Origin of the sequence: Citrobacter sp. CFNIH10, assembly GCF_002934585.1 — a bacterium.
Lineage (GTDB): Bacteria > Pseudomonadota > Gammaproteobacteria > Enterobacterales > Enterobacteriaceae > Citrobacter_A > Citrobacter_A amalonaticus.
Window position 1 is genome coordinate 4,956,107 of sequence record NZ_CP026216.1, and the last position, 23,921, is coordinate 4,980,027.

The following is a 23,921-nucleotide window of genomic DNA, read 5'->3' on the forward strand; positions in this document are numbered from 1 at the left end:
AAATGAAGAGCAAGAAATGCATATTGATTGCGGTAGCGTTCTTTTTTGCTGTACTTGTCGCATTTATAGGGAGACTTGTAACGCATTCTTTTATACAGAGTGATGCGGAGGTAAGAAACGAGGCTCAACAAGAGGTTGTTTACTTTCAAAGTTTATATAATAAAAATGATTCCTCCAATATGTATGCAAATGGAGCTAATGATTGCCCGAAAATTACAAGCAAAGAAGATTTTTTATGTTGATGAGAAGAAAAAAACAAATCTTAGGCGATTTCATAAAGTCTGATTTAATATCCAGTAATGTTATTAATGCTAATGTGGTGGTGCTTACTTATCGCTCAACCTATACACATTATTCATTAGTAGAGGAGTTTACTCTAATGAGAAAGGATGATAGTGATAAATTGCGTTTAGGAACGTATTTTATTGATGACGGTGGCAAGCGTGGAAAAGTAATAAAACTATAAGGGTGTTTTTCGAACGTTTTAGTAAGGATGTATACGAGAAAGGTAATAACTCCAACAAAATGCCTATTAAATTACCAGAAAGATTCCCTAGTTTGAATATGCGCCCATAAAATAGATTGGTATTTACCCAATAACTCTTTTCTTATATTAAAATTAAATTGTTCATATTTTTTATAGCTGCTTAATTTTTTATACTCCATAAAATCATGTTTCTTCAGCAACCAGTAATCAGCAATCATTGCCGCCTGTTGTTCCATAGAGTAAAAAATAAAATGAGGCTCATCAAGATGATATGAATCCCAGCGTGTTGATGCATAGGTATTATCATGAAAAGAAGAGTCATGCCGATAATATTGCCAGACAAAAGAAATGGCAAATATAAACAAATGAGGATATTTTACAGAATCATGGTAGTTTGTATAATCGGCTGAAAAATCAGATTTATACTCGTTTATACTCAAAAGAATCTCACCATTTCTGGTATTGGTTATTACTTTAGATTGATACCTTGAATGATTGTGGTCGCAATATATTTTTACTCTGTCGTAGTTGATGATATTCTTAAATAGAGTTTGCGCCAGCTTTAACTCTCCGGAGGTTAACGATCTGAATAATACAGGATCAGCCCCAGAAGATAACTCTGGCTCTGTGAATAGTTCCTGACAGTCTCTCAGAATAGTGCCTTCATGATCAAAAGAAGCGTTTCTTAATATCCTTTCGCACATTACAACCTCCATTTATTTTACTTCAGCATACGCCCCGAACGGAAAAATTCAATAAAAAAGAACAAATTTAAATTTCACCTACCGCATATACATTGCTACATTTTCATTTACCGAAATTGTGAATAATCCTTGCGGCAATTGGTTCAAACATATATTCCCAGCGTCACCATCAACCGCATAGGATCAATTGGTGATGCTATACAATGATTGATCCACTGGCAGACGTCCAGGTACCACAACGGGGGTCGGTTCGGGTACGTTGAAGCAAAAAAGTACGCGATGTACCCGTTACGCCGTTAAGGCATTAATCATGTGTTCCAGTGCGGGTGTCGCCTGTTGCTGGTCATACACAATGTACAAATCAGCCGGAATACGCTCTTCTAATGGACGGAACACCACACCCGGCCAGTTCATCTGCGCGTAGCTGTCGGCAATCAGCGTAATGCCAATTCCCATACTGATCATCGCCAGTACCGTTTGCGGTTCCATCACTTCACGTATGATCATCGGAGAGAACCCCGCACTCTGGCAAACGCGTTGCAGGAATGCCCAGTCAGTGTGAATGGAAGGCATGGTGACGAAATATTCGTTACGCAGGGCTTCTAATGGTACAGCCTCCCGCACAGTCAGTGGATGACCTTCCGGCATCGCCACCAGAAAAGAGGATTCATGCAATCGCAGGCTGGTAAACCCAGGCGCTGGCTCAACCGCCATTCGCCAGACACCGGCATCCAGTTCACGTCGCTCCAGCATGGCCATCTGCATCGCTGGCATATTTTCACGAAACAGCACCTCAACGTTAGGATTGTCCTTCAGGAATCGCCGCATTACCGGGCGCATTTTTCCCCACATCGCCGTGCCGATCACGCCCAGTTCGATCCGCCCTGCCTCACCGCGCCCGATCTGTTCGACGCGTGCTAACACCTGGCTGGCGCTGGAAAGCAGACGTCGTGACTCTTCCATCAGGATTATCCCTGCATGGGTCAACGCTACGCTGCGCGAATGGCGGATAAACAGCAGCGTGCCGAGCTCCTGTTCCAGCTCTTTAATATGAATACTCAATGGAGGCTGCGACATATTCAGACGAGCGGCGGCGCGTCCAAAATGTAACTCTTCGGCGACAGCAAGAAAATAACGCAGTAACTTGAGATCGATACGAGGCGTGCGTTCCATGGGTAATGCGCTCCTGAGGAGAGGACTGATGCGCCAAATTACCACATTGCGTCGCAGAACAGGAACGACGGGCAACATATGCCCGCCGCAAAGGGGGATTAACGGGCCAGCGAGGGCTGTGCCTGCTTTTCAGGTTCATGCTTGTACTTAAAGCACAGCGCAAAAATCACCGCCAGCGCCAGGGCATACGCCGCAAAGACCAGCCAGATAGTTTGCCAGTCCTTCACGCCATCCACTGAGAAGTAATCCACCGCCATACCGCTCAGGATGGAGCCAACCCACGCGCCGACGCCATTGACCATCGTCATAAACAGCCCCTGCGCACTGGCACGAATTTTCGAATCCACTTCCTGTTCAACGAAGACCGAGCCCGAAATGTTGAAGAAATCGAATGCGCAACCGTAGACGATCATCGACATCAGCAGCAGAACAAATCCGAGTGGAGACGGGTCTCCAAAGGCAAAGAAGCCAAAGCGCAATGTCCACGCCAGCATGCTCATCAGCATGACCGTTTTGATGCCAAAGCGTTTGAGGAAGAACGGGATAGTCAGAATAAAGCCGACTTCCGCCATCTGCGAGACAGAGAGTAAGATGGACGGGTATTTCACCACAAAACTGTCGGCAAACTGCGGATCGCGGGCAAAGTCGTGCAGGAAGGGGTTACCAAAAACGTTGGTAATTTGCAGCACTGCACCCAGCATCATGGCAAACAGAAAGAAAATCGCCATCCGCGGATTTTTAAACAGCACAAACGCATCCAGCCCCAGCTTACTGGCAAACGACGCGCTCGCTTTCTTCTCGGCGACCGGAATTTTCGGCAGCGTGAGTGCGTAGGCAGCCAGCAGCAGCGATGCGCCAGACGCAATGTACAGCTGCGCACTGCTCAGCTCCAGCCCCATCAGACTGACGGTCCACATCGCAACGATAAAACCAATCGTGCCAAAAACGCGAATAGGCGGAAATGCCGTCACCGGATCCTGCCCTGATTGCGCCAGACAGGAATATGAGACACTGTTGGAAAGCGAAATCGTCGGCATGAAGGCCATTGCGTTGATCAACATCACCCAGAACATGGTGTCCGGATCGGTCACCGTCGTCGCGTAGAGCAGCGCGCCCGCACAGAGCAGATGACAAAGCATATAAGCACGCTCTGCCCGCAGCCATTTGTCCGCAATAATCCCCATAATGCCGGGCATAATAATCGCCGCCAGCCCTTTTGAGCTGTACACCATACCCACGTTGGCACCGGTAAAATGAAGGGTGTTAATCATGTATGAACCCAGGGTGACCAGCCAGCTTCCCCAGATAAAATATTGCATAAACGACATGATCTTTAATCGGGACGCAATACCCATTTTTTTCTTCCTTGCCGTAGAGTACGAACCCCGCCTGCTGGCGGGGTCATTATTATTATCGGTTTCAGGCCAGTTTACGCAGGAACCCGCAAATCAGGTCGATAAAGTTCTGACGTGAAAGTTCAGCCGCCGCCAGGGTTTGCGCGTGCGAGAGTTTCACATCCCCCAGCCCTTCCGCCAGATTGGTGATCGCCGACACGGCAACCACTTTCAGTCCGCAGTGGCGGGCGGTGATAACTTCAGGTACCACCGACATCCCCACCACATCGCCGCCGATAATTTGCATCATGCGAATCTCTGCGGCCGTCTCAAAGTTAGGTCCCGGATAAGAAACAAATACGCCTTCACTCAGCGTAAAACCCTCGTCGGCAGCTACGGTCTGTAAAATCGCACGATAATCGGCATCATAGGCATTCGCCAGCGAGAAGAAACGCTCACCAAAGCGTTCATCGTTCGGCCCAACCATCGGCGTTCCTGGCATGGTGTTGATATGGTCACTCAGCGCCACCAGACTCCCTGGCCCCACTTCCGGACGCAGAGACCCCGCCGCATTGGTGCAGAACAGCAGTTCGCAACCCAGTAGCTTCATTGTGCGAATAGCGTCGGTCATCACGGTCATGCCGCGCCCCTCGTAGAAGTGCCCCCGTCCTTTCATACAGGCGACCGGAACCCCGGCCAGATGACCGAGCACTAACTCACCGGCATGCCCGTGAACGGTACTCACCGGGAACCCAGGCAGCTTCTCGTAAGAGATCGCCACCGCATCTTCTATCTGCTCAGCCAGCGCGCCTAAACCCGATCCAAGGATAAAAGCGACGCGCGGCGTGAAGTCAGGTTTATAGCCGCGGATAATATCAGCGCTGTTCCAGGGATTCTGGGAAAAGTGGGAGTCGGTCATGAGATGTCCTTATAATCAGCTAGTCACTCATTGAGTGAGGGAGGTAATGGTTATAGCGAGAGTACGCAATCGATTACCAATACAGTTTTCCCGGATGATCGATAGCAAATGTATATCAATCCTGGGCCCGGCAAGCGCGTATGAAGGCTAATTGTCCCTGCCAGAAATAGGAGGATGCACTGAAGGTCTGTCTTTCTATGCCGATATCGTAGGTTTAATGGCAAAAGGAAACCACGATGACCACCATCAACGTCTCAACCCCTTCCGTTCAAAGCGGCGGGAGTAGCGCAAAAACCGCTTCAGGTAACAGTACCGCCGCGCAGATCGCCCAGATTGTGGAGAAAATCACCCAACTGACGCAGAAGCTCAAAGAGGTGCCGGATAGCACTGGCAGCGCGGAAGAGAAGAAAAAACAACAAGAAATGCTCCAGACACAGATCAAAGTGTTGCAGGCACAACTGGCGCAGTTACAGCACCAGCAGGCCGAAGAAGCTCAGCAAAAGCAGGAACAAGCCCAGGTAAACGCGCAAGGCGTTAATCATCCTTCCGACGACCATCAGATTGATGTTTATATCTGATAAAGCGGATCCTGCGCACGTAAATTTGTTAATGCATTCGCCTGGGTGCGAACGACCTCCCACAGCGCCTGGGCGGCTGTCGACAGCGAGCGATTCTTGCGACGCGCCAGCATCAGTTGCCGCTCCACCACCGGCGTCAGTCGCTTCACCTGCAAGTGGCTCCCCTGCGGCAGCGGTAACGCCAGCGCAGGCAAAATGCTAATACCTATTCCTGCTTCTACCATCGGAAACAGCGTCGCCGGATGACCAATCTCCTGCACAATATTGGCCTCTATCGCAAAGTGCGCAAGCGCCGCGTCAATGAGCGGCCGGCTACCCGATGCATAATCCTGTAAGACCAGCCGTTCCTCCCGGAGATCCTGCCAGTTCACCCATTCCCGTGTCGCCAGCGGGTGTGACTCATGGCAAAGCAGGAGAAAAGGCTCGGAGAGCACAGCTTCACATTGCAGATCGCTCACCGCCCCCGGATCAATCACAATACCAAAATCCACTTCTCCCTGGCGGATACTCTCCAGTACCCACTGCTGCGGTCGATCGTGCAGGACAAAATCGATCGCCGGATAGCGCAAGTTACTTTGCGCAATGCACTGCGGAATGAGATGGGCGGAGATCGTCTGGCTTGCCGCCACGCGGACCGTCCCGGTGAGTTGCGTGCCCACCCTACCCGCTTCACGCAGCGTGATGTGTAGCTCATCCAGCAGTCGCTCCAGACGACCCGCCAGTTGTTGACCGGCGTCCGTCAGCACCACTTCTCGCGTCGTGCGATCCAGCAGTTTAACGCCCGTCTGGCGCTCTAGCTCTTTAATACTGTGGCTCACTGCCGACTGACTCAGGCCAATGCACTCGCCTGCACGGCTAAAACTTTTTTCCTGGGCTACAGTGACAAACACCCGAAGTTGACGCAGTGAATAATTCATCGATTCGATTCATATATAGATGCAATAAATCAATTTTATTTCTCAAAATGAAAAACGCAAAATAAGGACACCGAATTCTTGGAGTATTTATGAATATTTTTCGTATCCTCGATCCGTTTACGCTGACCCTGATTACGGTCGTCCTGCTGGCCTCATTTTTCCCCGCTGAGGGAGATTTTGTGCCTGTTGTTGAAGGCATCACCACCGCGGCCATCGCGCTCCTGTTCTTTATGCACGGGGCAAAGCTCTCACGCGAAGCCATTATCGCGGGCGGCAGCCACTGGCGGTTACACCTGTGGGTTATGTGCAGCACCTTCATTCTGTTCCCGGTGCTCGGCGTATTGTTTGCCTGGTGGGCGCCGGTCAACGTTGATCCGATGCTGTACACCGGCTTTCTGTATCTGTGCATTTTGCCCGCTACGGTACAGTCGGCGATTGCCTTTACCTCGCTGGCGGGCGGTAACGTTGCGGCGGCGGTCTGCTCAGCCTCGGCCTCCAGCCTGCTGGGGATTTTCCTCTCCCCGCTGTTGGTTGGTCTGGTGATGAATATTCATGGCGCAGAAGGCAGTCTGGAGCAGGTCGGGAAAATCATGCTGCAACTGCTGTTGCCGTTTGTGCTCGGGCACCTTTCCCGCCCGTGGATCGGCAAGTGGGTCGCACGAAATAAAAAATGGATTGCGAAGACCGATCAAACGTCAATTTTGCTGGTGGTTTATTCCGCTTTCAGCGAAGCCGTCGTGAACGGGATCTGGCACAAAGTGGGCTGGGGATCGCTGCTGTTTATCGTCGTGGTCAGCATCGTGTTGCTCGCCATCGTGATTGCTGTAAACATCGTTGTGGCGCGCAAATGCGGCTTCAACAAAGCCGACGAAATCACGATTGTTTTCTGCGGGTCGAAAAAGAGTCTGGCAAACGGCGTCCCCATGGCCAACATCCTTTTCCCGACGTCCGTCATTGGGATGATGGTGCTGCCGCTGATGATCTTCCACCAGATTCAGTTGATGGTCTGTGCGGTACTGGCGCGCCGCTATAAGCGCCAGACCGAACAGTTACAGGCGCAGCAGGACAGCCGCGCCGCCAAAGCTTAAAGCGGGCGCTTCAGGGGCTGAACCAGCTGGCTCAGCCCTTCGGTTTTGATTAGCAGCGTAATTTGCATCAGCTCGCCCAGTTTACCCGCCGGAAACTCATCCTTGCGGGCAAACCACAGCAGATACTCTTCCGGCACATCGATCAGCCGACGCCCTTTGTATTTACCAAACGGCATCACCGTGTTGGCAATCTCAACGAGCTGCTCTTTCTCCATCTCAGACACCCAGCAGGCGGAGCATTTCCGCTTCGTCAATCACTGCAATCCCCAGCTCCTGCGCTTTTGCCAGCTTGGAACCGGCCGCTTCGCCAGCAATAACCAGATCGGTCTTCTTCGAGACGCTGCCCGCCACTTTCGCACCGAGCTCCACCAGCCGCGCTTTAGCATCATCGCGCGACATCTGGCTCAGGCTTCCCGTCAGCACTACCGTTTTCCCGGCAAATGGACTGTCAATCTCTTCCGCATTGATCACCACCGGTGCAGGCCAGTGAATGCCTTCCGCCAGCAGTTGCCCGATGACTTCGCGATTGCTCTCTTCAGCAAAGAAATTGAACACATGGGTGGCGACCACAATGCCCACATCGGGGACTTTTTGCAGCTCGTCAATAGACGCCGCTTCCAGCGCTTCCAGAGTCCCGAAGTAAGCGGCCAGACCAGCGGCCGTGGCCTCTCCAACTTCCCGAATACCGAGTGCATACAGGAAGCGCGCAAAGGTGGTCGATTTCGATTTTTCCAGCGCCTCCACCACGTTTTGCGCCGACTTCGGCCCCATTCGGTCGAGACCGGTCAGTTTCCCGGCTGTCAGCCGAAACAGGTCCGCCGGCGTGTGGACATACTCTTTCTCGACCAGTTGGTCGATAATTTTGTCGCCCATCCCATCCACGTCCATCGCCCGACGAGATACGAAATGCTTGAGCGATTCTTTACGCTGCGCGCCGCAAATCAAACCGCCGGTACAGCGAGCAACCGCTTCACCTTCCACGCGCTCAACGTCTGAACCGCATACCGGGCAATGCGTCGGAAATGCTACTGGACGCGTGTCGTCCGGACGTTCGGAAAGCACCACGTTGACCACCTGCGGAATAACATCGCCAGCACGGCGAATTACCACCTTATCGCCAATGCGCAGGCCAAGACGTTCGATTTCATCGGCATTATGCAGCGTGGCGTTACTCACCAGCACACCCGCGACCTGTACCGGTTCAAGACGCGCAACGGGAGTAATTGCTCCGGTGCGTCCGACCTGGAACTCCACGTCACGAACAAAGGTCATCTGTTCCTGCGCCGGGAATTTAAAGGCCACCGCCCAGCGCGGCGCACGTGCGACGAAACCCAGTTGCTCCTGTAGCGCCATCGAGTTGACCTTAATCACCACCCCATCGATGTCGAAACCCAGCGTCGGACGATCCTCTTCCACCTTGTGGTAAAACGCCAGCACCGCTTCCGGCGAGTCACACAGCGTCACGCGATCGCTGACCGGCAACCCCCATGCTTTGAATTGCAGCAGACGCCCCAGATGAGTATCAGGCAGTTCGCCGCCTTCCAGCACGCCAACGCCATAGCAGAAGAAAGTGAGTGGTCGCTTCGCGGTGATACGCGGATCGAGCTGGCGCAGCGAGCCCGCTGCCGCATTTCGCGGGTTAGCAAACAGCTTTCCGCCCGTGCGGCGAGCATCTTCATTGATCTTTTCAAAACCCGCCTGCGGCAGGAAAACTTCGCCTCGCACTTCCAGACGCGTCGGAATGTTATCGCCGTGGAGTTTCAGCGGAATGGCGCGAATAGTCCGCACGTTTGAGGTAATGTCCTCACCGGTCGTACCATCACCGCGAGTTGCGGCACTCACCAGCACCCCGTTTTCATAGAGAATGCTGACCGCCAGACCGTCCAGTTTCAGCTCACAGCACCAGGTCAGCTTGTCACTGCTCTTAAGACGGTCCTGCACGCGCTTGTTAAACGCCAGGAAACTCTCCTCATCAAAGACGTTGTCCAGCGACAACATCGGCACTTCATGACGAATCTGGCTGAAAGACGCCAGCGGCGCAGCACCCACGCGCTGGGTCGGAGAGTCCGGAGTAATCAGCTCCGGGTGTTGCGCTTCCAGTTCACGCAGCTCGCGCATCAGGCGGTCATATTCTGCATCGGGGATTTCCGGCGCATCCATCACATGGTAAAGATACTCATGATGGCGAAGCGTGGTTCGCAGTTCGGTCAGTTGTTGTTCGATTGATTCCATATCGCACCATCAATGATAAAAAACCCCCGACAGGCGGGGGTTCAGAAAGGAAGTTGTCGTGCCTTGAGTGTATCAGGCGTTCGCGTCTTTCACTTCGCGGATACGGTCCTGATACTCGCGCAATTTTTGCGGCGTCATCATCCGACGCTGATCGTCGAGCACCACACCACCGACTTCATCGGCAATATGCTGTGCGGATTGCAGCATCAGTTTGAAGTTCTGCAGTTCATCGCCGTAAGACGGCACCTGCATAAAGATGGTCACGCCCGGCGTGGTGAAGTCGACCATTTCTGGATCAAACGTACCCGGGTTAACCATATTCGCCAGGCTGAATAACGCCGGGCCGCTGCCATCCGGACTCAGATGACGATGGAAAATATTCATGTCGCCAAACTTGAATCCGGCCTGCTGAATGCTGTTGAGCAGCACTTCACCGTTAAGCTCGCTGCCATGATGGGCGGCGACGTTCATGATGATCACCGCTTCTTTACGCTGAGGCTTTTCCGGGGCTGGCGCTTCTTCAACGACGGGCTCAGGCTGTGGCTCGACCACGGGTTCTGCAGGCTGGAAAGCCTGTGGCGACGGCTGCGGTGCAGTCGGCTGAACGGGCTGAATCTGCGGCGCGACGGGCTGTTGTTGAACCGGCTGCGGCTGATGCACAGGTTGCTGTGGCGCAGGCTGATGCACTGGCTGCGGCTGAGCGGATTGCTGCGGCGCAGGCTGTGGCTGGTGTACCGGCTGCTGCGGCGGACGCTGGGCATGCTGCGGCTGTACCGGCACTTCAGACGATGGCTGAACCGGCTGACGCGGTTGTGCCGACGCATAAGGCGGCTGGTACTGGTGTTGCGGCGACTGGCGAGGAGCTTCATGCTCCTGCGGGTTGCCAGGGGCATGATTCACGCGGTGAACACGAACTTCACCCACGCCTTCGTCTGCTTCGACATCATCGTCATACGAGTCGTCGTCGCGTTTTGATTTCATGCGTTTCAGTGGACGATCGCGGAACATAGAAGATCGTTCTTTACGGCTGGTCCAGAAACCATGTACCAGTAAAGCGATTATGGCGATCGCGCCAACAATGATTAATATCAGACGCAAATCCTGCATCATTATATTCTCTGTTGTTCTAACACCTTGCCACCACGGCAAACATTTACTCACTAAGAGTATTTGCCGATTACGTCAAGTGCAAGTGTACTCTTAGCTTTCACAGCATAAAGATGAACGAAATCGTGCTTTTTGCTGTTTTTTCGAACATTTCCGAACTGTTCTGTGTGCGATAACCCGGTAAGATACCCGTGTTCGCTTAGGACTTATACGAAAAGGAGCATGTCCTGACTATGGTGTCATCATCTGTCACTGCGCCACGCAGCGGTTTTTACTACTTTGCTCAGGGATGGAAACTGGTTTCGCAACCAGGGATCCGTCGCTATGTCATTTTACCGCTACTGGTCAACATCCTGCTAATGGGCAGTGCGTTCTGGTGGCTGTTCACACAGCTGGATGTCTGGATCCCGTCGCTTATGAGTCACGTCCCGGACTGGCTGCAATGGCTGAGCTATCTGCTGTGGCCTGTCGCGGTCATCTCTGTGCTGCTGGTGTTTGGCTATTTTTTCTCGACCCTGGCCAACTGGATTGCCGCGCCGTTTAACGGGCTGCTGGCGGAGCAACTGGAAGCGCGGCTCACCGGCGCAACGCCGCCGGACACGGGCATTCTGGGGATCATGAAAGATGTGCCGCGGATTATGAAACGCGAATGGCAAAAGCTGGCCTGGTATCTGCCACGCGCCATCGTACTGCTGATCCTTTACTTTATTCCCGGCATCGGGCAAACCGTCGCCCCCGTACTGTGGTTCCTGTTCAGCGCCTGGATGCTGGCCATTCAGTATTGCGATTACCCTTTTGACAACCATAAAGTGCCGTTTAAAGAGATGCGCATTGCTCTGCGCAGCCGTAAGGTCACCAATATGCAGTTTGGTGCGCTCACCAGCCTGTTTACCCTGATCCCGGTTCTTAATCTCTTCATCATGCCAGTGGCAGTCTGTGGCGCCACGGCGATGTGGGTGGATTGCTATCGTGCTAAGCACGCGTTATGGAAATAACGAAAGTTTGTGTAAATAAGAGGTTGTTTATAACGCCTCTTATTCCATACTGATACCCATTATTTCTTCATAGCATATAGATATGCGAAATCCTTACTTCCCCATATTCGTCTGAAGGGTATGCTGGGAAGGTATCCCAATTTCATACAGTTAAGGACAGGCCATGAGTAAGATTTTTGAAGACAACTCGCTGACTATCGGTCATACGCCGCTGGTTCGACTGAACCGTATCGGTAACGGACGCATTCTGGCGAAGGTGGAATCACGTAACCCGAGCTTCAGCGTGAAATGCCGTATCGGTGCCAATATGATTTGGGATGCTGAAAAACGCGGCGTGCTGAAACCGGGCGTCGAGCTGGTTGAACCCACCAGCGGCAACACGGGTATCGCACTGGCCTATGTCGCGGCGGCACGTGGTTACAAACTGACGCTGACCATGCCGGAAACCATGAGTATCGAACGTCGTAAACTGCTGAAAGCGCTGGGTGCCAACCTGGTGCTGACCGAAGGCGCAAAAGGCATGAAAGGCGCCATTCAGAAAGCAGAAGAGATTGTCGCCAGCGATCCGGCGAAATATCTGTTGCTTCAGCAGTTCAGCAACCCGGCAAACCCAGAAATTCACGAAAAAACCACCGGTCCGGAAATCTGGGAAGATACCGACGGCCAGGTTGACGTTTTCATCTCCGGCGTGGGGACTGGCGGGACGCTAACCGGCGTCACCCGCTATATTAAAGGCACCAAAGGCAAAACCGACCTGATTACCGTTGCCGTTGAGCCAACGGATTCCCCGGTCATCGCTCAGGCGCTGGCAGGCGAAGAGCTGAAGCCAGGTCCGCACAAAATTCAGGGTATCGGTGCCGGTTTCATTCCGGGTAACCTGGATCTGAAACTGATCGACAAAGTGGTCGCCATCACCAACGAAGAGGCGATCTCCACCGCCCGCCGCCTAATGGAAGAGGAAGGCATTCTTGCCGGTATCTCCTCCGGAGCCGCAGTGGCTGCCGCGCTTAAGCTTCAGGAAGATGAAACCTTTACCAATAAGAATATTGTGGTTATCCTACCGTCATCGGGTGAGCGTTATTTGAGCACTGCACTGTTTGCCGATCTCTTCACAGAGAAAGAATTGCAACAGTAATGCCAGCATGTTAAAAACGCGTAAAAAAGCACCTTTTCAGGTGCTTTTTTGTGGCCTGCTTCAAACTTTCACCCCCCCTGCCATTGCTTCACCCCGCCAGGTCTGGTATTTAACCTGATTAATTATTTTGAAGCGCGAAATTAATCGTTACAGGAAAACTGCTAGCTGAATCGATTTTATGATTTGGTTCAAGTATTGATTTAGCGGCATAATGTTTAATGACGAGCGAAACGTCAGCGGCCAGAGGTTGACAGCAACGGATGGCGTAAAACACCTGGTGTGTCGCGCCCGTTTACGCCGGCGCTAACAATACAGGCTAAAGTCAAACCGCCAGGCTAGACTTTAGTTCCACAACACTAAACCTATAAGTTGGGGAAATACAATGTTCCAGCAAGAAGTTACCATTACCGCTCCGAACGGTCTGCACACCCGCCCTGCTGCTCAGTTTGTTAAAGAAGCGAAAGGCTTCACTTCTGAGATTACTGTGACTTCCAACGGCAAAAGCGCCAGCGCGAAAAGCCTGTTTAAACTGCAAACTCTGGGTCTGACTCAGGGTACCGTCGTGACCATCTCTGCAGAAGGTGAAGACGAGCAGAAAGCCGTAGAACATCTGGTCAAGCTGATGGCGGAACTGGAATAAGTTTTTCCGGGTTCTTTTAAAAATCAGTCACAAGTAAGGTAGGGTTATGATTTCAGGCATTTTAGCATCCCCGGGTATCGCTTTCGGCAAAGCACTTTTGCTGAAAGAAGACGAAATCGTCATTGACCGGAAAAAAATTTCTGCCGACAAGGTTGATCAGGAAGTTGAACGTTTTCTGAGCGGTCGTGCCAAGGCATCTGCACAGTTAGAAGCGATCAAAACGAAAGCTGGTGAAACGTTCGGTGAAGAAAAAGAAGCCATTTTCGAAGGGCATATTATGCTGCTCGAAGATGAGGAGCTGGAGCAGGAAATCATAGCCCTGATTAAAGATAAACACATGACGGCTGACGCGGCTGCGCATGAAGTTATCGAAGGTCAGGCCACTGCCCTGGAAGAACTGGATGATGAATACCTGAAAGAACGTGCGGCTGACGTACGTGACATCGGTAAGCGCCTGCTGCGCAACATCCTCGGGCTGGCAATTATTGACCTGAGCGCAATTCAGGATGAAGTCATTCTGGTTGCCGCTGACCTGACCCCGTCAGAAACCGCACAGTTGAACCTGAAAAAGGTGCTGGGTTTCATTACCGACGTGGGCGGCCGCACTTCCCACACCTCTATCATGGCGCGTTCTCTGGAACTGCCAGCCATCGTGGGTACCGGTAGCGTCACCTCTCAGGTGAAAAACGACGACTATCTGATTCTGGATGCCGTAAACAACCAGGTTTACGTCAACCCGACCAACGAAGAAATTGAAAAACTGCGCGCCGTTCAGGAGCAAGTTGCCACTGAAAAAGCGGAACTGGCTAAACTGAAAGATCTGCCTGCCATCACCCTGGATGGCCATCAGGTTGAAGTGTGCGCCAACATCGGTACCGTGCGTGACGTCGAAGGCGCAGAGCGCAACGGTGCGGAAGGTGTGGGTCTGTACCGTACTGAATTCCTGTTTATGGATCGCGACGCGCTGCCAACTGAAGAAGAACAGTTTGCAGCTTACAAAGCCGTGGCTGAAGCGTGTGGCTCTCAGGCGGTGATCGTGCGTACCATGGACATCGGCGGCGACAAAGAGCTGCCGTACATGAACTTCCCGAAAGAAGAAAACCCGTTCCTGGGCTGGCGTGCCGTGCGTATCGCGATGGATCGTAAAGAGATCCTGCGCGATCAGGTTCGCGCTATCCTGCGCGCGTCTGCTTTCGGCAAACTGCGCATTATGTTCCCGATGATCATCTCTGTTGAAGAAGTTCGCGCACTGCGTAAAGAGATCGAAATCTACAAACAGGAACTGCGTGACGAAGGTAAAGCTTTTGACGAGACCATTGAGATTGGCGTGATGGTGGAAACACCGGCTGCGGCAACGATTGCTCGTCATTTAGCCAAAGAAGTTGATTTCTTTAGTATCGGCACCAATGATTTAACGCAGTACACTCTGGCAGTTGACCGTGGTAATGATATGATTTCACATCTCTACCAGCCAATGTCGCCATCTGTCCTCACATTGATCAAGCAAGTTATTGATGCTTCTCATGCTGAAGGTAAATGGACTGGCATGTGTGGTGAGCTTGCAGGCGACGAACGTGCTACACTTCTGTTGCTGGGGATGGGTCTGGACGAATTCTCTATGAGCGCCATTTCTATCCCGCGCATTAAGAAGATTATCCGTAACACGAACTTCGAAGATGCGAAGGTGTTAGCAGAGCAGGCTCTTGCTCAACCGACAACGGACGAGTTAATGACGCTGGTTAACAAGTTCATTGAAGAAAAAACAATCTGCTAATCCACGAGATGCGGCCCAATTTACTGCTTAGGAGAAGATCATGGGTTTGTTCGATAAACTGAAGTCTCTGGTTTCTGATGATAAGAAAGACACCGGAACTATTGAGATTGTTGCACCGCTCTCTGGCGAGATCGTCAACATCGAAGACGTACCGGATGTCGTTTTTGCTGAAAAAATCGTGGGTGATGGCATCGCTATCAAACCAACCGGTAATAAGATGGTTGCACCGGTTGACGGTACCATCGGCAAAATCTTTGAGACCAACCATGCGTTCTCTATCGAATCCGATAGCGGTATCGAACTGTTTGTTCACTTCGGTATCGACACCGTTGAGCTGAAAGGCGAAGGCTTCAAGCGTATCGCTGAAGAAGGCCAGCGTGTGAAAGTGGGTGACCCGGTAATTGAATTCGATCTGCCGCTGCTGGAAGAAAAAGCCAAGTCAACCCTGACTCCGGTTGTTATCTCCAACATGGACGAAATCAAAGAACTGATCAAACTGTCCGGTAGCGTGACTGTGGGTGAAACCCCGGTTATCCGTATCAAGAAATAATTCTTGCCGCAGAGAAAAATGGCGCCTTCTGGCGCCATTTTTTTATCTACCGGATGGCAAAACCCGCCTGATGGCGCATACGCCGCCATCCGGCATCAGTTCGCGGTTACAATGGTGAGGTCACCGGGCGATAACACTTTTCACGCATCAGGATTTTCATCCCTTCCGGCCCGCTCTCCAGCATCCGCTTTTCTGAATCAGAAACCAACAGTTCACATTGATAGCCGCCCGTGATGCCAAACATCGCGCGCGCCACGCAGATATCTTCCAGCGCATTCAGCCCGCTGGTTTCAAAATGTCCCACGATACGTCCCTGCTGACGAACCACTAACCGATAACTCTTCATCGCGCCTCCCCTGCCGGAGGCAGTATCAGTTCGTCACATCCGCATTGCTGCGTCCAGGTCATCACCGCCAGTACGCGTTCCGCGGCCTGTTGCGTTGCCTGCGTCAACGATTTCCCCAACACAATGCCGCTAATCAACTCGGCACAGAACAGATCGCCGGTCCCTTTCAGATCGGTTTCTACCCGCGGGTGCTCAATCACATCCAGCGTTTGGGCCGTGACCACCGCCACATTGATGGTTTCACTGTCCTGTCCTGGCGCGCTGGTGATGACAATCCACTTCAGCGTGTCGGTCAGCAGCGATCTCGCCGCGATAACAGCCTCCTCCAGGGTGCGGCACGGCATATCGCTGAGCATCTCCAGTTCGAAGACATTCGGCGTCAGCCCCTGCGCCAGCGGCAGCAGGTGATGTCGATAGGCATCCGGTATCTCGGCTTTCACATACATTCCGCTGTCGGTATCGCCAATCACCGGATCGACCAGAACAGGAATGTCAGGATGCGTTTGACGAACGTTTTGCAACCATTGCGCCAGCAGCACGATTTGTTCTGCGCTGCCCATATAACCGGTGGTCACAGCCTTTAACTCGCGCAGCGCATCACGCTCGCTTAACGCCAGCAAATAACCGCGGAACCAGTCGGCCGGAATAACGCCCCCGTAGAACGTGTCATAGTGCGGAGTATTACTGAACAGGACGGTAGGCACCGCCGTCACCCGCAAACCCTTTGCTTTGATGGCTGGCACAGCGATGCTATTGCCGACGCTGCCATACACCACCTGTGACTGAACGGCGACAATATCGGTCTGCAACGCCCGATGCTTATCGTCGAAGAGCACTGACTGAATATCACTCTCCTGCTCCATTAACTTCTCCTCTCACTGGACAGCGGGCGGGTGCCTCACTATTATCGTCATATGCTAAAATTCATTTTGTCATAGGTCAATAATGATCGACGGAAAAACCGCCAGCGAAATCTTTGACAGTATACGGCAGCACGTCACCAGCGGCGTGTTGTCTGCAGGTGAAACATTGCCGCCGGTACGGGAACTGGCTGCGCAACTCAATGTAAATCGCAATACTGTTGCAGCGGCCTACAAACGCCTGGTGACATCCGGACTGGCGCAAAGTCGTGGCCGCAATGGCACCGTAATTAAAAGCGCCTCGACGCCCATCGCACGCGAAGGCGGCGACCCCCACACGCCGCTTCACGATCTCTCCAGCGGAAATCCTGACCCGACTCGCCTGCCGGACCTGAGCCGTTACTTTGCAAAATGTCATCACGACCACCGCCTGTACGGTGACACGCCGGTTTCCCCGGAGCTAAAGCGCTGGGCCACGCAGTGGATGCAGGATGCCGTTCCCGCTGCGGGTGAAATTGATATCACCAGCGGCGCAATTGACGCCATTGAACGCCTGCTGAGCGCCCATCTGCTGCCCGGCGATAGCGTGGTGGTTGAAGACCCTTGCTTTTTAAGCAGTATCAATATGCTGCGATACGCCGGATTCAGCGCCAGCCCGGTGCGCGTCGACAGTGAAGGGATGCGACCAGAGGGGCTCGAACAGGCGCTGAGTAAAGGCGCCAGGGCAGTGATCGTTACACCTCGGGCGCACAACCCGACGGGATGCAGTTTAAGCGCCGCACGCGCTGGCGCATTACAGGCCATCCTCGCACGATACCCACAGGTACTGGTGATTGTTGACGACCACTTTGCCCTGCTTTCCGCCTGCGCGTGGCATCCGGTGATTGCGGCAGAAACACTCCACTGGTCGATCGTTCGCTCAATGTCGAAAACGCTGGGGCCAGACCTGCGTCTTGCCATTGTCGCCAGCGATCCCGCGACGTCAGCAAAATTACGCCTGCGTCTAAACGCCGGCAGTCAGTGGGTCAGCCACATTTTGCAGGATCTGGTTTACACCTGTCTGGCAGACCCCGTCTGGCAGCAAACGCTCGCCGAATCCCGCCAGTTTTACGCCGATCAGCAGCGCAAACTGGCGCAGGCGCTGCACGCACAAGGCATCAACAATATTTTCCCCGGCGATGGTCTGAACCTGTGGCTATCCCTTGCCGAAGCCAGCCAAAACGTTGCATTCGCGCTGGCGAAATCCGGTTGGCTGGTGCGTGAAGGCGACGCTTTCGGCGTTAACACGCCCGCACAGGGTCTGCGTATCACCCTTTCCACACTCAATGACAACGACATCAACCGCCTGGCCGGCCATCTTCATCAGGCGCTGAGCCAATAACAGGAGAGTATCCGTGCACGTCCATTTTATTATTCACGAATCATTTGAATCGGCAGGCGCTTATTTGCCGTGGGCTGAAACGCGCGGTCATCACATCACCTGGACCCGCGTCTATGACAGCGAACCGGTTCCGGCCAACGCCGATGGCTTTGATATGCTGGTCGTGTTTGGCGGCCCGCAGTCACCGCGCACCACGCTAGCAGAGTGCCCTTATTTTGACTCTAAGGCTGAACAACACCTGATCAACCAGGCTATCTCGGCGGGTCGGATCGTGGTCGGGATCTGTCTGGGTTCACAGTTGATTGGCGAAGCGCTGGGAGCCAGGGTCTGCCAGAGTCCGGAAAAAGAGATTGGTCACTATCCCATTACGCTGACCGAAGCAGGAAAACAGCATCCGTTGCTTGTCCACTTCGGCTCTCCGCTGACGGTCGGCCACTGGCATAACGACATGCCAGGGCTTACCGATCAGGCCACGGTGCTTGCCACAAGCATCGGCTGTCCACGACAGATCGTGCAATACGGCAACTTTGTCTACGGCTTCCAGTGCCATATGGAATTTACTGCCGAGGCGGTGGAAGGACTGATTCAACATTCTGAGCAAGAGCTGGCGGAAGCCAAAGGGAAGCGCTTTATTCGCTCGAAGGCGGAAATGCGCGAATGGGATTATAAGGAAATGAATGAAAAACTCTGGCAGTTCCTGGATCTGCTGGTGAAAAAACGTCAGGGTTAATCCGCATGCCCGGTCATCGCCGGGCAATGGGGTTAAATCCCCGCGCCCTGGCTGAAGTGCTCTTCGCCAAACACGCCGGTAGAGAGATAACGATCGCCGCGATCGCAAATAATCGCCACTACCACCGCGCCCGGATTGGCTTTCGCAATCCGTATCGCACCGGCGACCGCGCCGCCAGAGCTGACGCCACAGAAGATCCCTTCACGTACCGCCAGTTCACGCATAGTGTTCTCCGCGTCTCGCTGGTGAATATCGACGACCTGATCGACAAGCTGAGCATTAAAAATGCCCGGCATGTATTCCGCTGGCCAACGGCGAATCCCCGGAATGCTGCTGCCCTCTTCCGGTTGCAGACCCACAATAGTGACCGCGCGGGCCTGCTCGCGCAGAAAACGAGAAACCCCGGTGATAGTACCGGTCGTCCCCATGCTGGAAACAAAATGGGTGAGACGTCCGGACGTTTGCCGCCAGATTTCCGGCCCCGTAGTGGTGTAATGCGCGTACGGGTTATCAGGGTTATTGAACTGGTCCAGCAGCTTGCCTTCGCCGCGCTGAGCCATCTCCAGCGCTAAATCGCGCGCCCCTTCCATCCCCTGCTCTTTGGTCACCAGAATCAGCTCAGCACCGTAGGCGCGCATCGCGGCGCGGCGTTCCTGGCTCATGTTGTCCGGCATCAGTAGCTTCATACGATAGCCTTTCAGGGCCGCAATCATCGCCAGCGCAATGCCAGTGTTCCCGCTGGTAGCCTCAATTAATACATCACCAGGCGTAATCTCCCCGCGTTTTTCCGCTTCAACAATCATCGATAACGCAGCACGATCTTTCACCGACCCCGCCGGGTTATTGCCTTCCAGTTTGACCCAAATTTCAGTGCCATTATCCGGCGTCAACCGCTGCAGCTTCACCAGCGGCGTGTTGCCAATAGTTTGTTCTAATGTGTTCACAATTTCAGTCCACAACCCAGACCTGATAAACCCAGCGCCATCAGGCAAATGTGTATTGCCGGAGGCAGCATAACTGCCTTATCCGGCCTACATAAAAAACGCTCTGAGATTACGCTATTTCTGCGAAAACAACATCATCATGACGTTCAATACGCTGATTGCCGTTATACAAGCGTGCATTTTGCAGGCCTACAAACAGACGCTCGCCGCGTACCGGAGCATCGTCCCCTTGCATGACCACGGTCAACGGGTCGTGATACCACCCGAGCGGCTGCACGACCAATTGGGTGTAATGACCTTTCGGGCTGGCTTCAATAACCTGAACAGGCAACGGCGAATCCAGACTGGTACGGCGGCTGATATCGACTTCCCATGGACGCAGGAACAGATCGACCGGCCCCTGATACGCAGGCGTATAGCCCAGCGGCCAGCGGTGTGCGCCAACGTGGAACTGCCCACCACGAATGGTGCCTTGCAGGCGGTTCACTTCACCCATAAATTCCAGTACAAAGCGGGTCGCCGGTTCACGCCAGACCTGATCCGGCGCATCGGCCTGTTCAATATTCCCCTGGCTCATTACCACCACGCGGTCCGCCACTTCAGTGGCCTCTTCCTGATCGTGCGTGACAAAGACGCTGGTGAATTTCAGCTCTTCATGCAGTTGACGCAGCCATCGGCGCAGCTCTTTACGCACCTGCGCATCAAGGGCACCAAACGGCTCATCCAGCAGCAGAATTTGTGGTTCAACCGCTAACGCGCGGGCCAGCGCGACACGTTGTTTTTGCCCACCTGAAAGCTGCGCCGGGAAGCGATCCGCCAGGTGTGCCAGTTGCACCATCTCCAGCAGTGTTGTCACTTTGGCTTTAATCGCCGCCGCATTGGGACGCTCACGACGCGGCAGGACGCTCAGGCCAAAGGCGATGTTGTCGAACACCGTCATATGGCGGAACAGCGCGTAGTGCTGAAAGACAAATCCCACCTTACGATCGCGCGCATGCAGGCGGCTGACGTCGGTACCATGGAAGCGAATATGTCCGCTGGACTGGTGTTCCAGCCCGGCAATAATGCGCAGCAGTGTGGTTTTACCGGAACCGGACGGCCCCAGCAAGGCAACCATCTGACCTGAAGGAATATCCAGTGAGATATCGTTCAGCACCTGGGTGCGACCAAAAGACTTCTTAATATTGGCAATCTCAATGCTCATGATTTTCCTCCTGTTGCGCGCGTTTTTCCTGATTCTCCAGGCGCCATTGCAACATGCTCTTCAAAAACAGGGTAATAATCGCCATCAGCGTCAATAGCGCCGCAGCGGTAAAAGAACCGACGCTGTTGTAGTCCTGCTCCAGTAATTCAATCTGTAACGGCAGCGACAGGGTTTCGCCGCGAATTGAGCCGGAAACCACCGACACCGCGCCAAACTCGCCAATCGCACGGGCGTTAGTCAGCACCATGCCATACAGCAGCGCCCAGCGAATGTTCGGCAGCGTCACGCGACGGAACATCTGCCAGCCGGATGCGCCCAGCAAAATCGCCGCCTCATCTTCCTGACTGCCCTGACTGAGCATCACCGGCACCAGTTCACGTACCACAAACGGACAGGTGACGAAGATGGTCACCAGCACCATCCCCGGCCAGGAGAACATAATTTGCAGATTATGCTCGTCCAGCCAGCCGCCCAACGGGCCGTTGGAACCGTAAAACAGCAGATACACCAGCCCCGCCACCACCGGCGAGACGGCAAAAGGAATATCCAGCAGCGTCAGCAGCAACTGGCGGCCCGGAAAGTTAAAACGGGTCACCAGCCAGGCCAGCAGAACGCCAAACACCAGGTTCACCGGCACCGCAATCAGGGCGATCAACACCGTCAGCCAGATGGCATGCAGCATATCCGGATCGGCCAGATTCTGTAGCACGGGCATCACCCCTTTGCTGAACGCCTGGACGAAAATGGTGATCATCGGCACCAACAGGATGAACACCGACACCAGCATGCCGGTGCCAATCAGAAACCATTTTCCCCAGTTGATGCGGGGGGCGTCATAACGCTTCAATTGAGTAACTTCCGCCATTAGTGACCTACCACACGTCGGCCAAAGCGACTTTGCAGGGTGTTAATTGAAAACAGCAGCAATAACGATGCCGCGAGGATCACCGAGGCAACCGCGCTGGCGGCAGGGTAATCAAACTCCTGCAAACGAATAAAAATCATCAGCGAGGTGACTTCCGTTTTCCAGGCGATGTTGCCCGCGATGAAAATCACTGCGCCGAACTCGCCAAGGCTGCGGGTAAACGACAGCGCGACACCGGCCACCAGCGCAGGTGACAGTTCCGGCAGGACCACCTTGCGAAAGCTTTGCAGCCGCGTGGCGCCCAGGGTTTCCGCCGCTTCTTCATATTCCGGGCCTAACTCTTCGAGTACCGGTTGCACGGTACGCACCACGAACGGAATACTGGTGAACGCCATCGCCACCGCAATGCCAAGCCAGGTGTATGTCACCTTGATATCAAATTTTGCCAGCCATTCGCCGTAGAAACCGTTAACGGAAAACAGCGAAGCCAGCGTCAGACCGGCAACTGCCGTCGGCAGCGCAAACGGCAGGTCCATCAACGCATCCAGCAACGTGCGCCCCAGGAAACGATAGCGGGTTAAAATCCACGCCATCAGCAGGCCAAACACACCGTTAAAAATCGACGCCACAAACGCCGACAGTAGCGTCACTTTATAGGCAGCAACCACCTGCGGATTGGTAATCACATCCCAGTATTGCGCCCAGCTCATCTGTGCCAGTTGCATCACTAACGCACTGAGCGGCAGCAGCAAAATCAGGCAAACGAACAGCAGGCTGGTGCCCAGGCTTAAAGTAAAGCCAGGCAATACGCGTCGGGAGGAGACTGCAAACATTACTTACGCCCCGCCGCCAGCAGTTTGTCCAGTTCACCACCGCTGGTGAAATGGGTTTTCATCACCTCAGGCCAGGAGCCAAATTTCTCTTCCACGCGGAACAGTTCGGTCTGTGGGAATTTATCTTTCAGCTTGTCCATCACCTCCGGGTTGTTCACGCGGTAGTAGTAGTCCGTGATGATGGTTTGCGCCTGCGGGCTGTACAGCCAGTTCAGATAGGCTTTCGCCGCTTTCTCGGTGCCGTTGGCCTGCACATTTTTATCCACCCAGGCAACCGGGAACTCAGCCAGAATATTGGTTTTCGGGATAACCACTTCAAAATCCTGCGCTTCATACTGTTTGCGAATGTTATTCACTTCGGACTCAAAGCTAATCAGCACATCGCCCAGTCCGCGCTCAGCAAACGTCGTGGTCGCACCGCGACCGCCGGTATCAAACACTTCGACGTTTTTCAGGAACTGGGTCATGAACTGTTCGGTTTTGGCTTTATCGCCGCCGTCCGCGTTATCGGCGGCGCCCCAGGCAGCCAGATAGGTGTAACGGGCGTTACCGGAGGTTTTCGGGTTCGGGAAGATCAGCTTCACATCAGAACGGACAAGGTCGTTCCAGTCGCGAATGTTCTTCGGGTTGCCTTTACGTACCAGGAATCCCATCGTGGAGTAAAACGGTGAGCTGTTGTTCGGCAGACGGCTTTGCCAGTCAGCCGGAATCAGCTTGCCTTTGTCATGCAGGATCTGCACATCGGTCACCTGGTTGTAGGTCACCACGTCGGCTTTCAATCCCTGTAAAATTGCCAGCGCCTGCTTTGAGGAGCCCGCGTGCGACTGCTTAATCGTCAGCTTATCGCCGCCGTTATCTTTCGCCCACTGCTGTTCAAACGGCGGGTTAAGGGCAGCAAACAGTTCGCGGGAGACGTCGTACGAGCTGTTCAATAGCTCCGTCGCCTGCGCCTGACCGACCAGTAACAACGACGCCACCAGCGTCAGATATCTTTTTTTCAGTAAGTTAACGGCCATTGCGCACCCTTATAAATTTGATGACTTTCTAATAGCCATAATATTTATAACGAGTGTGAAAGGAGTAACGGTTTTATATACCGTTTACTGATTTGAAAGTTGAAAAGGG

26 protein-coding genes are annotated in these 23,921 nt (G+C 53.4%); 11 read left to right on the forward strand and 15 right to left on the reverse strand.

The genetic code is table 11. The annotated features are described in order from the left end of the window. Window positions 1-2 precede the first annotated feature (2 nt). Both C2U53_RS28380 and C2U53_RS28385 read left to right on the forward strand, forming a co-directional pair. Entirely contained in the window at window positions 3-242 is a 240-nt protein-coding gene (locus C2U53_RS28380; protein ID WP_051642322.1) for a hypothetical protein, read from the forward strand. Then, window positions 236-466, forward strand: coding sequence for a hypothetical protein (locus tag C2U53_RS28385; protein ID WP_051642321.1), 231 nt, complete (start codon window positions 236-238; stop codon window positions 464-466). Before C2U53_RS28380 ends, C2U53_RS28385 begins: the two co-directional genes overlap by 7 nt. 71 nt (window positions 467-537) lie before the next feature. Here the strand turns inward: C2U53_RS28385 and C2U53_RS30555 are convergent, their stop codons facing one another. The 4 genes from C2U53_RS30555 to xapA all read right to left on the reverse strand — a co-directional run bounded on the left by C2U53_RS30555 (window position 538) and on the right by xapA (window position 4,617). Further along, window positions 538-1,203: a hypothetical protein gene (locus C2U53_RS30555; RefSeq protein ID WP_246876149.1), complete on the reverse strand. Its 666-nt coding sequence runs from the start codon at window positions 1,201-1,203 to the stop codon at window positions 538-540. A gap of 276 nt (window positions 1,204-1,479) precedes the next feature. Continuing rightward, entirely contained in the window at window positions 1,480-2,364 is an 885-nt protein-coding gene (locus C2U53_RS28395; protein WP_104446814.1) for a LysR family transcriptional regulator, read from the reverse strand. Between the two features lie 98 nt (window positions 2,365-2,462). Beyond that, on the reverse strand, window positions 2,463-3,719 hold the full coding sequence (locus C2U53_RS28400; RefSeq protein ID WP_046402134.1) for a nucleoside permease: 1,257 nt from the start codon (window positions 3,717-3,719) through the stop codon (window positions 2,463-2,465). Between the two features lie 64 nt (window positions 3,720-3,783). Beyond that, window positions 3,784-4,617 carry a xanthosine phosphorylase gene (gene xapA / locus C2U53_RS28405; RefSeq protein ID WP_042999916.1) on the reverse strand — a complete coding sequence of 278 codons (834 nt, stop codon included), beginning with the start codon at window positions 4,615-4,617 and terminating at the stop codon, window positions 3,784-3,786. 236 nt (window positions 4,618-4,853) lie between these two features. Between xapA and C2U53_RS28410 the strand changes: the two genes are divergently transcribed. Continuing rightward, on the forward strand, window positions 4,854-5,195 hold the full coding sequence (locus tag C2U53_RS28410; RefSeq protein WP_042999915.1) for a FlxA-like family protein: 342 nt from the start codon (window positions 4,854-4,856) through the stop codon (window positions 5,193-5,195). Here the strand turns inward: C2U53_RS28410 and C2U53_RS28415 are convergent. Then, the gene (locus C2U53_RS28415) at window positions 5,186-6,112 is read right to left on the reverse strand and encodes a LysR family transcriptional regulator (RefSeq protein ID WP_042999914.1); all 927 of its coding nucleotides are present in this window, start codon (window positions 6,110-6,112) and stop codon (window positions 5,186-5,188) included. The genes C2U53_RS28410 and C2U53_RS28415 overlap by 10 nt on opposite strands. Window positions 6,113-6,201: 89 nt before the next feature. Here C2U53_RS28415 and C2U53_RS28420 point away from each other — a divergent pair, with 89 nt between their 5' ends. Continuing rightward, window positions 6,202-7,200, forward strand: coding sequence for a bile acid:sodium symporter family protein (locus C2U53_RS28420; RefSeq protein WP_044268280.1), 999 nt, complete (start codon window positions 6,202-6,204; stop codon window positions 7,198-7,200). Here C2U53_RS28420 and C2U53_RS28425 read toward each other — a convergent pair. The 3 genes from C2U53_RS28425 to zipA form a co-directional block, all read right to left on the reverse strand. Beyond that, window positions 7,197-7,415 (reverse strand): DUF3820 family protein, encoded by a 219-nt coding sequence (locus tag C2U53_RS28425; RefSeq protein ID WP_042317684.1) that lies wholly within the window; start codon window positions 7,413-7,415, stop codon window positions 7,197-7,199. The two genes, C2U53_RS28420 and C2U53_RS28425, sit on opposite strands and share 4 nt — an antisense overlap. 1 nt (window position 7,416) lies before the next feature. Next, on the reverse strand, window positions 7,417-9,432 hold the full coding sequence (ligA, locus tag C2U53_RS28430) for an NAD-dependent DNA ligase LigA (protein WP_042999912.1): 2,016 nt from the start codon (window positions 9,430-9,432) through the stop codon (window positions 7,417-7,419). A gap of 72 nt (window positions 9,433-9,504) precedes the next feature. Beyond that, window positions 9,505-10,542 carry a cell division protein ZipA gene (zipA, locus tag C2U53_RS28435; RefSeq protein WP_044268289.1) on the reverse strand — a complete coding sequence of 346 codons (1,038 nt, stop codon included), beginning with the start codon at window positions 10,540-10,542 and terminating at the stop codon, window positions 9,505-9,507. A gap of 230 nt (window positions 10,543-10,772) precedes the next feature. On the opposite strand from zipA, the gene cysZ reads away from it, so the two are divergent. From cysZ to crr, 5 genes are all read left to right on the forward strand, one after another. Beyond that, window positions 10,773-11,534 (forward strand): sulfate transporter CysZ, encoded by a 762-nt coding sequence (cysZ, locus tag C2U53_RS28440; RefSeq protein WP_042999910.1) that lies wholly within the window; start codon window positions 10,773-10,775, stop codon window positions 11,532-11,534. Between the two features lie 163 nt (window positions 11,535-11,697). After that, window positions 11,698-12,669: a cysteine synthase A gene (gene cysK / locus C2U53_RS28445; protein WP_042999909.1), complete on the forward strand. Its 972-nt coding sequence runs from the start codon at window positions 11,698-11,700 to the stop codon at window positions 12,667-12,669. 382 nt (window positions 12,670-13,051) lie between these two features. Further along, window positions 13,052-13,309 carry a phosphocarrier protein Hpr gene (gene ptsH, locus C2U53_RS28455; RefSeq protein ID WP_000487600.1) on the forward strand — a complete coding sequence of 86 codons (258 nt, stop codon included), beginning with the start codon at window positions 13,052-13,054 and terminating at the stop codon, window positions 13,307-13,309. A 46-nt stretch (window positions 13,310-13,355) separates the two neighbouring features. After that, on the forward strand, window positions 13,356-15,083 hold the full coding sequence (gene ptsI, locus C2U53_RS28460) for a phosphoenolpyruvate-protein phosphotransferase PtsI (RefSeq protein WP_042999907.1): 1,728 nt from the start codon (window positions 13,356-13,358) through the stop codon (window positions 15,081-15,083). 40 nt (window positions 15,084-15,123) lie between these two features. Continuing rightward, window positions 15,124-15,633, forward strand: a complete 510-nt coding sequence (gene crr / locus C2U53_RS28465; RefSeq protein ID WP_000522253.1) for a PTS glucose transporter subunit IIA — start codon at window positions 15,124-15,126, stop codon at window positions 15,631-15,633. A gap of 106 nt (window positions 15,634-15,739) precedes the next feature. Here the strand turns inward: crr and C2U53_RS28470 are convergent, their stop codons facing one another. Both C2U53_RS28470 and pdxK read right to left on the reverse strand, forming a co-directional pair. Further along, window positions 15,740-15,979, reverse strand: a complete 240-nt coding sequence (locus C2U53_RS28470) for a hypothetical protein (RefSeq protein WP_042999906.1) — start codon at window positions 15,977-15,979, stop codon at window positions 15,740-15,742. Further along, a complete protein-coding gene (gene pdxK, locus C2U53_RS28475; RefSeq protein WP_044258381.1) occupies window positions 15,976-16,842 on the reverse strand; it encodes a pyridoxine/pyridoxal/pyridoxamine kinase in 867 nt (288 codons plus the stop codon). The genes C2U53_RS28470 and pdxK overlap by 4 nt, the downstream gene beginning before the upstream one ends. Window positions 16,843-16,924: 82 nt before the next feature. Here pdxK and ptsJ point away from each other — a divergent pair, with 82 nt between their 5' ends. Continuing rightward, a complete protein-coding gene (gene ptsJ / locus C2U53_RS28480; RefSeq protein ID WP_104446815.1) occupies window positions 16,925-18,220 on the forward strand; it encodes a transcriptional regulator PtsJ in 1,296 nt (431 codons plus the stop codon). Window positions 18,221-18,233: 13 nt separating this feature from the next. Then, a complete protein-coding gene (locus C2U53_RS28485) occupies window positions 18,234-18,950 on the forward strand; it encodes a type 1 glutamine amidotransferase (protein ID WP_104446816.1) in 717 nt (238 codons plus the stop codon). A 32-nt stretch (window positions 18,951-18,982) separates the two neighbouring features. Here the strand turns inward: C2U53_RS28485 and cysM are convergent, their stop codons facing one another. The 5 genes from cysM to cysP form a co-directional block, all read right to left on the reverse strand. Then, a complete protein-coding gene (gene cysM, locus C2U53_RS28490; RefSeq protein ID WP_043001860.1) occupies window positions 18,983-19,894 on the reverse strand; it encodes a cysteine synthase CysM in 912 nt (303 codons plus the stop codon). Between the two features lie 109 nt (window positions 19,895-20,003). Continuing rightward, complete coding sequence (cysA, locus tag C2U53_RS28495; protein WP_044258378.1) at window positions 20,004-21,098, reverse strand: sulfate/thiosulfate ABC transporter ATP-binding protein CysA; 1,095 nt, start codon at window positions 21,096-21,098, stop codon at window positions 20,004-20,006. Then, window positions 21,088-21,963, reverse strand: coding sequence for a sulfate/thiosulfate ABC transporter permease CysW (gene cysW, locus C2U53_RS28500; RefSeq protein ID WP_104446817.1), 876 nt, complete (start codon window positions 21,961-21,963; stop codon window positions 21,088-21,090). The genes cysA and cysW overlap by 11 nt, the downstream gene beginning before the upstream one ends. Beyond that, a complete protein-coding gene (cysT, locus tag C2U53_RS28505) occupies window positions 21,963-22,796 on the reverse strand; it encodes a sulfate/thiosulfate ABC transporter permease CysT (RefSeq protein WP_104446818.1) in 834 nt (277 codons plus the stop codon). Before cysT ends, cysW begins: the two co-directional genes overlap by 1 nt. Then, window positions 22,796-23,812 (reverse strand): thiosulfate/sulfate ABC transporter substrate-binding protein CysP, encoded by a 1,017-nt coding sequence (gene cysP / locus C2U53_RS28510; RefSeq protein ID WP_104446819.1) that lies wholly within the window; start codon window positions 23,810-23,812, stop codon window positions 22,796-22,798. Before cysP ends, cysT begins: the two co-directional genes overlap by 1 nt. Window positions 23,813-23,921: the final 109 nt, after the last annotated feature.

Coding starts and splice junctions, on each gene's coding strand:
- ligA (WP_042999912.1), bottom strand. CDS start 9,432: ATGGAATCAATCGAACAACAACTGACCGAACTGCGAACCACGCTTCGC.
- C2U53_RS28380 (WP_051642322.1), top strand. CDS start 3: ATGAAGAGCAAGAAATGCATATTGATTGCGGTAGCGTTCTTTTTTGCT.
- cysP (WP_104446819.1), bottom strand. CDS start 23,812: ATGGCCGTTAACTTACTGAAAAAAAGATATCTGACGCTGGTGGCGTCG.
- ptsH (WP_000487600.1), top strand. CDS start 13,052: ATGTTCCAGCAAGAAGTTACCATTACCGCTCCGAACGGTCTGCACACC.
- crr (WP_000522253.1), top strand. CDS start 15,124: ATGGGTTTGTTCGATAAACTGAAGTCTCTGGTTTCTGATGATAAGAAA.
- C2U53_RS28470 (WP_042999906.1), bottom strand. CDS start 15,979: ATGAAGAGTTATCGGTTAGTGGTTCGTCAGCAGGGACGTATCGTGGGA.
- cysW (WP_104446817.1), bottom strand. CDS start 21,963: ATGGCGGAAGTTACTCAATTGAAGCGTTATGACGCCCCCCGCATCAAC.
- C2U53_RS28410 (WP_042999915.1), top strand. CDS start 4,854: ATGACCACCATCAACGTCTCAACCCCTTCCGTTCAAAGCGGCGGGAGT.
- C2U53_RS28420 (WP_044268280.1), top strand. CDS start 6,202: ATGAATATTTTTCGTATCCTCGATCCGTTTACGCTGACCCTGATTACG.
- ptsI (WP_042999907.1), top strand. CDS start 13,356: ATGATTTCAGGCATTTTAGCATCCCCGGGTATCGCTTTCGGCAAAGCA.
- zipA (WP_044268289.1), bottom strand. CDS start 10,542: ATGATGCAGGATTTGCGTCTGATATTAATCATTGTTGGCGCGATCGCC.
- C2U53_RS28385 (WP_051642321.1), top strand. CDS start 236: ATGTTGATGAGAAGAAAAAAACAAATCTTAGGCGATTTCATAAAGTCT.
- cysT (WP_104446818.1), bottom strand. CDS start 22,796: ATGTTTGCAGTCTCCTCCCGACGCGTATTGCCTGGCTTTACTTTAAGC.
- C2U53_RS30555 (WP_246876149.1), bottom strand. CDS start 1,203: ATGGAGGTTGTAATGTGCGAAAGGATATTAAGAAACGCTTCTTTTGAT.
- C2U53_RS28395 (WP_104446814.1), bottom strand. CDS start 2,364: ATGGAACGCACGCCTCGTATCGATCTCAAGTTACTGCGTTATTTTCTT.
- xapA (WP_042999916.1), bottom strand. CDS start 4,617: ATGACCGACTCCCACTTTTCCCAGAATCCCTGGAACAGCGCTGATATT.
- cysK (WP_042999909.1), top strand. CDS start 11,698: ATGAGTAAGATTTTTGAAGACAACTCGCTGACTATCGGTCATACGCCG.
- cysA (WP_044258378.1), bottom strand. CDS start 21,098: ATGAGCATTGAGATTGCCAATATTAAGAAGTCTTTTGGTCGCACCCAG.
- C2U53_RS28415 (WP_042999914.1), bottom strand. CDS start 6,112: ATGAATTATTCACTGCGTCAACTTCGGGTGTTTGTCACTGTAGCCCAG.
- C2U53_RS28425 (WP_042317684.1), bottom strand. CDS start 7,415: ATGGAGAAAGAGCAGCTCGTTGAGATTGCCAACACGGTGATGCCGTTT.
- pdxK (WP_044258381.1), bottom strand. CDS start 16,842: ATGGAGCAGGAGAGTGATATTCAGTCAGTGCTCTTCGACGATAAGCAT.
- cysZ (WP_042999910.1), top strand. CDS start 10,773: ATGGTGTCATCATCTGTCACTGCGCCACGCAGCGGTTTTTACTACTTT.
- ptsJ (WP_104446815.1), top strand. CDS start 16,925: ATGATCGACGGAAAAACCGCCAGCGAAATCTTTGACAGTATACGGCAG.
- C2U53_RS28400 (WP_046402134.1), bottom strand. CDS start 3,719: ATGGGTATTGCGTCCCGATTAAAGATCATGTCGTTTATGCAATATTTT.